Origin of the sequence: Marinobacter confluentis, from assembly GCF_004785685.1 — a bacterium.
In the GTDB taxonomy this organism is placed as follows: Bacteria; Pseudomonadota; Gammaproteobacteria; order Pseudomonadales; family Oleiphilaceae; genus Marinobacter; species Marinobacter confluentis.
In genome coordinates this window covers 1-305 of the sequence record NZ_SRPF01000073.1, presented here as the reverse complement: position 1 = coordinate 305, position 305 = coordinate 1, and the positions used below count along the sequence as shown (strand labels likewise).

Below are 305 nucleotides of genomic sequence, written 5' to 3'. Positions count from 1 at the left end.
CTGACCAATGGCAGGGCAAGGCGAAGGAATTCCTCGCGGCAGGTATTGAAGAGGGTGTCATGGTGCTGATTGTCGGCCCCAACGTGATTCGGCTTGCGCCCTCACTGATTATCCCCGAGCCTGACCTGGACGAAGCCCTGACCCGTTTCGAAGCCGCTGTAAAGCGAGTGGTCGGTCAGTAACCGCCAACGAGAGGAGCTGCCTATGTGGCTGGTGTGACCGGCACAGCCGGGCGACCTGAAAGCTATTCTGGCGCTGGCCGAGGGTATCGGCCCCCGGTTGTCCTCAACGCTGCCCAGAAAAGA

The 305-nt window shown here is 60.7% G+C and carries 1 pseudogene; it reads left to right on the top strand.

Going from position 1 to position 305, the window contains the following annotated elements:
* A pseudogene (locus E5Q11_RS17605) lies at positions 1–182 on the top strand (aminotransferase class III-fold pyridoxal phosphate-dependent enzyme); the annotation flags it as partial.
* Positions 183–305 lie beyond the last annotated feature (123 nt).